6 protein-coding genes are annotated in these 8,483 nt (G+C 69.8%); all 6 read left to right on the top strand.

Annotated features, from left to right (window positions below; all coding sequences use genetic code 11):
- Window positions 1-241: 241 nt before the first annotated feature.
- Entirely contained in the window at window positions 242-1,327 is a 1,086-nt protein-coding gene (locus tag ACFWXQ_RS16065) for an S-(hydroxymethyl)mycothiol dehydrogenase (protein WP_383943345.1), read from the top strand.
- The gene (locus ACFWXQ_RS16060) at window positions 1,324-1,950 is read left to right on the top strand and encodes an MBL fold metallo-hydrolase (RefSeq protein WP_383943342.1); all 627 of its coding nucleotides are present in this window, start codon (window positions 1,324-1,326) and stop codon (window positions 1,948-1,950) included. The genes ACFWXQ_RS16065 and ACFWXQ_RS16060 overlap by 4 nt, the downstream gene beginning before the upstream one ends.
- 47 nt (window positions 1,951-1,997) lie before the next feature.
- Window positions 1,998-4,448, top strand: a complete 2,451-nt coding sequence (locus ACFWXQ_RS16055) for an FAD-dependent oxidoreductase (protein ID WP_383943339.1) — start codon at window positions 1,998-2,000, stop codon at window positions 4,446-4,448.
- Window positions 4,449-4,569: 121 nt separating this feature from the next.
- Window positions 4,570-5,724: an N-methyl-L-tryptophan oxidase gene (gene solA, locus ACFWXQ_RS16050; RefSeq protein ID WP_383943336.1), complete on the top strand. Its 1,155-nt coding sequence runs from the start codon at window positions 4,570-4,572 to the stop codon at window positions 5,722-5,724.
- Between the two features lie 11 nt (window positions 5,725-5,735).
- Complete coding sequence (locus ACFWXQ_RS16045; protein WP_383943333.1) at window positions 5,736-6,899, top strand: aromatic ring-hydroxylating dioxygenase subunit alpha; 1,164 nt, start codon at window positions 5,736-5,738, stop codon at window positions 6,897-6,899.
- Window positions 6,892-8,358 (top strand): aldehyde dehydrogenase family protein, encoded by a 1,467-nt coding sequence (locus ACFWXQ_RS16040; protein ID WP_359729759.1) that lies wholly within the window; start codon window positions 6,892-6,894, stop codon window positions 8,356-8,358. The genes ACFWXQ_RS16045 and ACFWXQ_RS16040 overlap by 8 nt, the downstream gene beginning before the upstream one ends.
- The last annotated feature ends 125 nt before the right edge of the window (window positions 8,359-8,483 follow it).

Raw genomic sequence — 8,483 nt, 5'->3', positions numbered from 1 at the left:
GAGCCCCCGTGCTCCCCCCCCCCGCGGCCGTCGGGGGGCGCGCGGGCCTGCAACAGGGGCACGCCGGGGCCCACTACCACCCCCGCCCCCCCCCGCTTCTGTGTGTCGGACAGATTTCGTGCCGCCCGTTCCTTTTGCCAAGGATTAACCCGCACCTCTTGACGGCCCCTTGGCGGCGTTCTCACTATGTTCCTCATCGCGCAACCCATAGTGCATTGCGCAACAGCAGAGGAGCTTGGTCGTGCCACACGAGGTCCGTGCCGTAGTCGCTGTGAAGAAGGGCGCACCCGTCGAGGTGCAGACGATCGTCGTTCCCGACCCGGGTCCGGGCGAGGTGCTCGTCTCCGTGCAGGCCTGCGGGGTCTGCCACACGGATCTGCACTATCGGGAGGGCGCGATCAACGACGACTTCCCGTTCCTGCTGGGCCATGAGGCGGCGGGCACGATCGAGGCGATCGGCGAGGGCGTGACCGACCTCGAGACCGGCGACTACGTGGTCCTGGCCTGGCGCGCACCCTGCGGTTCCTGTCGCTCCTGTCGCCGCGGCCGTCCCTGGTACTGCTTCGACTCGCGCAACGCCACCCAGCCGATGACCCTCCTGGACGGCACCCCGCTCAGCAACGCCCTCGGTATCGGCGCCTTCGCCGAGAAGACCCTGGTCGCGGCCGGACAGGCGGTGAAGATCGACCCGGCGGCCCGGCCCGAGGCCGCGGGCCTGATCGGCTGCGGAGTGATGGCCGGCTACGGAGCGGCCGTCAACACCGGCAACGTCGGCCGCGGTGACACGGTCGCCGTCATCGGCTGCGGCGGCGTCGGCAACGCGGCCATCGCGGGCGCCTGCCTCAACGGCGCCATGAAGGTCATCGCCGTCGACATCGACGACAAGAAGCTCGACCAGGCGGAGAGGTTCGGCGCCACCCACACGGTCAACTCCCGTGGCACCGACCCGGTCGAAGCCGTACGCGCACTCACCGACGGACACGGCGTCGACATCGCGATCGACGCGGTGGGCCGCCCCGAGACCTTCAAACAGGCCTTCTACATGCGCGATCACGCCGGCCTGCTGGTCCAGGTCGGCGTCCCCTCCCCCGACATGAAGATCGACCTCCCGCTGATCGACGTCTTCTCCCGCGGCGGCGCGATCAAGTCCTCCTGGTACGGCGACTGCCTGCCGAGCCGCGACTTCCCGTTCCTCATCGACCAGTACCTGTACGGACTGCTGGACCTCAACGCCTTCGTCACCGAGACCATCGCGCTCGACCAGGTCGAGGAGGCCTTCGCCAAGATGCACCGCGGCGAGGTGCTGCGCTCGGTGGTGGTCCTGTGAGCGCCCGGGGAACCGTACGGATCGAGCGGGTGGTCACCTCCGGCACGTTCAGCCTCGACGGCGAGACCTTCGACGTCGACAACAACGTCTGGCTGGTCGGCGACGACGAAGAGGTCCTGATCGTCGACGCCGCCCATGACGCCCGTACGATCCACCAGGCCACCACGGGCCGCCGGGTGACGGCGATCGTATGCACCCACGCGCACGACGACCACGTGGACGCGGCGGCCGAGCTGGCCGAGCTCACCGGCGCGCCCGTCCTCCTGCACCCCGCCGACCACGAGCTGTGGGCGGCCACGCACCCCGACCGCAAGCCGGACGGCGAGCTCTCCGACGGACAGCGGATCGGCGTCGCCGGGATCGAGCTCCAGGTGATCCACAACCCCGGCCACACCTGGGGCAGCTGCTCCCTGTACGCCACGTTCCTCGACGCGGTCTTCACCGGGGACACCCTCTTCCACGGCGGTCCCGGCGCCACCGGCCGCTCCTACTCCGACCGGCCGACCATCGAGGCCTCCATCCGCAACCGGCTGCTCACGCTGCCCGGCGACACGGACGTCCACACCGGACACGGCGAGGACACCACGATCGCGGCCGAACGCCCCAACGTCCCCGTTCCCTGAGCGAGTTCACCCCCGCCACGACAACCCCCACCACGACAAGGAGGGGCATGTCCAGCACGCCCGAAACCAATCCCCGCGTGGTCATCGTGGGCGCCGGCATCGTCGGCTGTTCCCTGGCCGACGAGCTCACCGCCCGCGGCTGGACCGACGTCACCGTCCTCGAACAGGGACCGCTGCCCGCTCCCGGCGGCTCCACCTCGCACGCGCCCGGCCTGGTCTTCCAGACGAACGCGTCGAAGACCCTCACCGAGTTCGCCCGGTACACGGTCGAGAAGTTCAACTCCCTTGAGGTGGACGGGGTCTCCTGCTTCAACCCGGTCGGCGGCCTGGAGCTCGCGACGACTCCCGAGCGCCTGGCCGAGCTGCACCGCAGGGCCGGATACGCCGCTTCCTGGGGCATCCGCGGCGAGATCGTGAGCGCGGCCCGGTGCAAGGAGCTGTGGCCACTCATCGACGAGTCGCTGGTCCTCGGCGGCTTCCACACCCCCGACGACGGTCTGGCCCGCGCGCTCCTCGCGTCCCGCGCCCAGCTGACCCGGGCCGAGAGCCGCGGCGCCCGCTTCCTGGACCGGCACACGGTCACCGGAATCGAGCAGGAGGGCGGCAAGGTCACCGCGGTCGTCACCGACCGGGGCACCTTCCCCGCCGACCACGTGGTCTCGGCGGCCGGTTTCTGGGGCCCGGTCATCGGCCGCATGGCCGGCATCGACGTACCCCTGCAACCGCTCGCCCACCAGTACGCGCGGACCAAACCCCTCCCCGAGCTGGCCGAAGCCACCGAAGAGGCCTCGAAGCCCATCCTCCGCTTCCAGGACCGCGACCTCTACTTCCGTGAGCACACCGACCGCATCGGCATCGGCAGCTACGCGCACAAGCCGCTCCCCGTCGACCCGTTCGCGATCCTCGACTACGACGAGGCGCGTGCGAACGACATGGAGATGCCGTCCTCGTTCCCCTTCACCGAGGAGGACTGGGCGCCGAGCTGGGACGACTGCCGCCAACTGATGCCGGCCCTGCGGGAGGCGGAGATCGAGGAGGGCTTCAACGGCGTCTTCTCCTTCACCCCCGACGGCATGCCCGTGCTCGGCGAATCCCGTGCGCTGCGCGGCTTCTGGCTGGCGGAGGCCGTGTGGGTCACCCACTCGGCCGGAGTCGCCAAGGCGGTCGCCGAGTGGATGATCGACGGCCGCCCGGAGACCGACGCCCACGAGTGCGACCTCACCCGTTTCGAGGATGCCCAGCGCTCCCCCTCGTACGTCAGGGACCGGGGCTCGCAGCAGTTCGTCGAGGTGTACGACGTACTGCATCCGCTCCAGCCGATGGAGCGGCCGCGTCCACTGCGGGTCAGTCCCTTCTACGCCCGCCAGCAGGAGCTGGGCGCGTACTTCCTGGAGGGCGGCGGCTGGGAGCGCCCGCACTGGTACGAAGCGAACGCCCCGCTCGTCGACACCCTGGGCCCGCTCCCCGAGCGCGACGCCTGGTCGGCGCGCCACTGGTCGCCGATCGCGGCGGCCGAGGCGAGGGCGACCCGCGAGAGGGTCGCCCTCTACGACATGACCCCCCTGCGCCGCCTTGAGGTCACCGGCCCCGGAGCCCTGGACTTCCTGCACGGCATGACCAGCAACAACCTCCGCAAGAAGCCCGGCGCGGTCACGTACACCCTGCTCCTGGACGAGACGGGCGGCATACGCTCCGACCTCACCGTCGCGCGGCTCGGGCCCGACCGCTTCCAGGTGGGCGCCAACTCCCCTGCGGACCTGGACTGGTTGACCAGGCACGCCCCCGAGGGCGTACACATCCGGGACATCACGTCGGGCACCTGCTGCATCGGCGTCTGGGGGCCGCTCGCCCGCGAACTCGTCCAGCCGCTGACCCGCGACGACTTCTCGCACGAGGGCTTCGGCTACTTCCGTACGAAGGAGACGTATCTCGGCCATGTCCCGGTCACCGCCATGCGGCTGAGCTACGTCGGCGAGCTGGGCTGGGAGCTCTACACCTCCGCCGACCTGGGGCTCCGCCTCTGGGACACCCTCTGGGAGGCGGGCCGGGAGCACGGTGTGATCGCCGCCGGGCGCTCCGCCTTCAACAGCCTGCGGCTGGAGAAGGGCTATCGCGCCTGGGGCGTCGACATGACCGACGAGCACGATCCGTACGAGGCGGGGGTCGGCTTCGCCGTCCGCCTGGACAAGGGGGACTTCACCGGGATGGCGGCGCTGGAGGCCCGGGGCGAGCCCCGACGCCGGCTGACGCCGCTGCTCCTCGACGACCCGGCGTCCGTCGTCCTCGGCAAGGAGCCGGTGTACGTGGACGGCTCCCCCGCGGGTTACGTCACCAGCGCGTCGTACGGATACACGCTGGGGCGGTGCGTCGCGTACGCCTGGCTGCCCGTGCTCCCCACCGGGGCGAGTGTCCATGTGGAGTACTTCGGCGAGAAGGTGCCCGCGACCGTCGCCGATGAGCCGCTTTTCGATCCGAAGATGACCCGCCTTCGGTGTTGATCGCTTCGCGGGAGTCGTCGTCAGCCTGCGGGCCGGTGGGGGCTGGTCGCGCAGTTCCCCGCGCCCCTGAAGGGGCGCCGATGAGCAGGCACATCACCATCACGAGCCCTGGAGGTCCCCCGTGTCCCCTACCTACGACGTGATCGTCATCGGTCTCGGTGGTATGGGCAGTGCTGCCGCCCACCATCTGTCCTCGCGCGGTGTGCGGGTGCTCGGGCTGGAGAAGTTCGGGCCGGTGCACAACCGCGGTTCCAGTCACGGTGGTTCGCGGATCACCCGGCAGTCCTACTTCGAGGACCCGGCGTACGTACCGCTGCTGCTGCGCGCCTACGAGCTGTACGAGGACGTGGAGCGGGCCACCGGCCGGGACATCGCCACGCTGTGCGGCGGTGTGATGGTCGGGCCCCCCGACTCGCTGACCGTCTCGGGTTCGCTGCGCTCGGCCAAGCAGTGGGACCTGCCGCACGAGATGCTGGACGCGGCCGAGATCCGCCGCCGCTTCCCGACTCTCAGCCCGAAGGACCATGAGGTCGCGCTCTACGAGAAGAAGGCCGGCCTGGTCCGCCCCGAGAACATGGTCGCGGCCCATCTCCAGCTCGCCACCCGGCAGGGCGCCGACCTGCACTTCGACGAGCCGATGACCCGCTGGGAGCCGTACCGGGACGGGGTACGCGTCCACACGGCCGAGAACACGTACACCGCGAGCCAGTTGGTGATCTGCCCGGGCGCGTGGGCGCCGCAGCTGCTCACCGATCTCGGGGTGCCGTTCAGCATCGAGCGGCAGGTCATGTACTGGTTCCAGCCGAGGGGCGGGGTCCGGCCGTTCCTGCCGGAGAACCATCCGATCTACATCTGGGAGGACGCGGACGACGTCCAGGTCTACGGCTTCCCGTCCATCGACGGGCCGGAGCTGGGCGCCAAGGTCGCGTTCTTCCGCAAGGGCGTCGAGTGCACCCCGGAGAACATCGACCGCACGGTCCACGAGGACGAGATCGGGGCGATGGCGGACCACATGTCCCGCTGCATCCCGGACCTGCCCGGCACCTTCCTCAAGGCCGCCACCTGCATGTACTCCAACACCCCTGACGAGCACTTCGTCATCGCCCGGCATCCCGCGCATCCGGAGTCCGTGACCGTGGCCTGCGGGTTCTCCGGGCACGGATTCAAGTTCGTGCCGGTCGTCGGCGAGATCCTCGCCGATCTGGCGCTCACGGGCACCACCGCTCACCCGATCGGCCTGTTCGACCCCCACCGCCTCGCCGCCGCGCCCGCCTGAGGAGCACGCACGTGACGACGACCCCCGTCTCCCCCGCCCCCTTCTCCGCCCCCGGTCAGCTGCCGCCCAGCCTGATCGCCACCCTTCCGGGGCACTACTACACCGACCCGGAGATCTTCCGGCAGGAGCAGGAACGGCTCTTCGAGTCGCTGTGGTTCTGCGCGATCCGAAGCGCCGACCTGGCCAAACCGGGCGCGTTCCGTACGGTCCAGGTGGGCCGCGAGAGCGTCCTGATCACCCGGTCCCGCACCGGTGAGCTGCGCGCCTTCCTCAACGTCTGCCGCCACCGCGGGGCCCGGCTCTGTCTGGAGGAGGCCGGCGAGGTCCGGCGCAATCTCCAGTGCCCGTACCACGCATGGACGTACGACCTCGACGGCAAGCTGATCGCGGCGCCGAACCTGGTGAAGATGCCGGACGTCGACCGAACGGAGTACGGCCTGGTCAAGGTCGCGCTGCGGGAGTGGCTCGGCTACGCCTGGGTCTGTCTGGCCGACGAGCCGCCGTCCTTCGAGGAGACGGTGATGGGCGCGGCCGTGGAGCGGCTCGGGAACGTGGCGGCCATCGAGCACTACGGCACCGAGAACCTCGCCCTCGGGAAACGCATCACCTATGACGTGAAGGCGAACTGGAAGCTGATCGTCGAGAACTTCATGGAGTGCTACCACTGCGCGACGATCCACCCCGAGCTCACCGACGTCCTCCCGGAGTTCGCCGACGGCTACGCGGCCCAGTACTACGTGGGGCACGGCGCCGAGTTCGGCGAGGAGGTCAAGGGCTTCACCGTCGACGGCAGCGAGGGCTTCGGGAAACTTTCCGGAGTCGCGGAGGATCAGGACCGTCGTTACTATGCGATAACGGTCAAACCCACCGTGTTCATCAATCTCGTCCCCGACCATGTCATCCTGCACCGCATGTTCCCCCTCGCCGAGGACCGGACGATCGTGGAGTGCGACTGGCTCTACGCACCCGAGGTCGTCGAGTCGGGCGCCGATGTCTCGAAGTCCGTGGAACTCTTCCACCGGGTCAACGCCCAGGACTTCGAGGCCTGCGAGCGTACGCAGCCCGCGATGGCGTCCCGTGCCTACCGGAGGGGCGGGGTGCTGGTGCCCACCGAGCACCACATCGGGATTTTCCACGAGTGGCTCATTGGCATGCTGGGAGGCATGGATGGCTGATCTCTATATCGGCGGCACGTGGACGAGCGCGCGGGAGAAGGGCACCCGCGAGATCCGCTGTCCGGCCGACGGTTCACTCGTCGCCGTGGTGGACGAGGCGGGCCCCCAGGACACCGCCGACGCGATCGCGGCCGCGCGCCGCGCCTTCGACGACGGCCCCTGGCCCCGTACGCCCCCGAACGAGCGCGGTGACCTGCTGCTCCGGGTCGCCGACCTGCTCGCCCGCGACAAGGACGTACTCGCCCGCGCGGAGTCTCTCGACACCGGCAAACGCCTGGTGGAGAGCGAGTACGACATCGACGACATCGAGAACTGCTTCCGCTACTTCGGCCGGCTCGTCGCGAGCGAGTCGGGCCGGGTCGTGGAGACGGGCACGGAGGGCGTCGACAGCCGGGTCGTATACGAACCGGTCGGTGTCTGCGCGCTGATCACTCCCTGGAACTATCCGCTGCTCCAGACGGCGTGGAAGGTCGCCCCTGCGCTCGCCGCGGGCAACACCTTCATCCTCAAGCCGAGCGAGCTGACCCCGCACACCGCGATCCACCTGATGCGCCTCCTGGAGGAGGCCGGGGTGCCCGCCGGTGTGGCGAACCTGGTCCTCGGCGCCGGTCCCGAGGCCGGCGCCCCGCTGGGCGACCATCCGGACGTGGACCTCGTGTCCTTCACCGGCGGTCTGCAGACCGGCCGCAGACTCATGGCCGCGGCGGCCGGGACGGTGAAGAAGGTCGCCCTCGAACTGGGCGGCAAGAACCCGAACATCGTCTTCGCCGACGCCGACTTCGAGACGGCCGTCGACATGGCGTTGACGGCCGTCTTCCTGCATTCCGGGCAGGTCTGCTCGGCCGGGGCGCGGCTTCTGGTCGAGGACTCGCTGCACGACCGGTTCGTCGACGAGGTCGTCCGCAGGGCCCGGCAGATCAGGCTGGGCGGACCCTTCGACGAACAGGCCCAGACCGGTCCGCTGATCTCGGCGGCCCACCGGGACAAGGTCGAGGCGTACGTCGCCAAGGGCCTGGAGGAGGGCGCGGTGCTGCGCTGCGGCGGGGAACGCCCGGCCGATCCTCCGCACCCGGACGGCTTCTACTACCCGCCGACCGTGCTCGACGAGTGCTCCGGACCCATGACGGTCGTCCAAGAGGAGTCCTTCGGGCCCGTGCTGACCGTGGAGCGGTTCACCGACGAGGCGGAGGCGGTGCGGCTGGCCAACGACACGATCTACGGTCTGGCCGGCGGGATCTTCACCTCCGACGAGGCGAAGGCCCAGCGGGTCGCGTCCGCGCTGCGGATCGGCACCATCTGGATCAACGACTACCACCCGTACGTCCCGCAGGCCGAGTGGGGCGGTTACAAGCAGTCCGGGTTCGGGCGGGAGCTCGGTCCTGCCGGTCTCGCCGAGTACCGCGAGACCAAACACATCTGGCGCACGACCAATCCCAGTCCACAGGGCTGGTTCTCCTGATCCATGTCCCGAGGGCCGGTTCTGCGGATCTTTCGCAAGAATCCGGCACTCCTCATGGTCAGAACCAGTCGCGAGCACCGTAAGATCCAGCCTTCTTCACCCTGAGATCCAGCACCCGCGCACCA

The sequence above is a fragment of the Streptomyces sp. NPDC058697 genome (assembly GCF_042715345.1).
Classification (GTDB): Bacteria; Actinomycetota; Actinomycetes; order Streptomycetales; family Streptomycetaceae; genus Streptomyces; species Streptomyces liliifuscus.
Note: the sequence above shows the minus strand (reverse complement) of the source record. Positions and strands in the feature narration are given on the sequence as shown.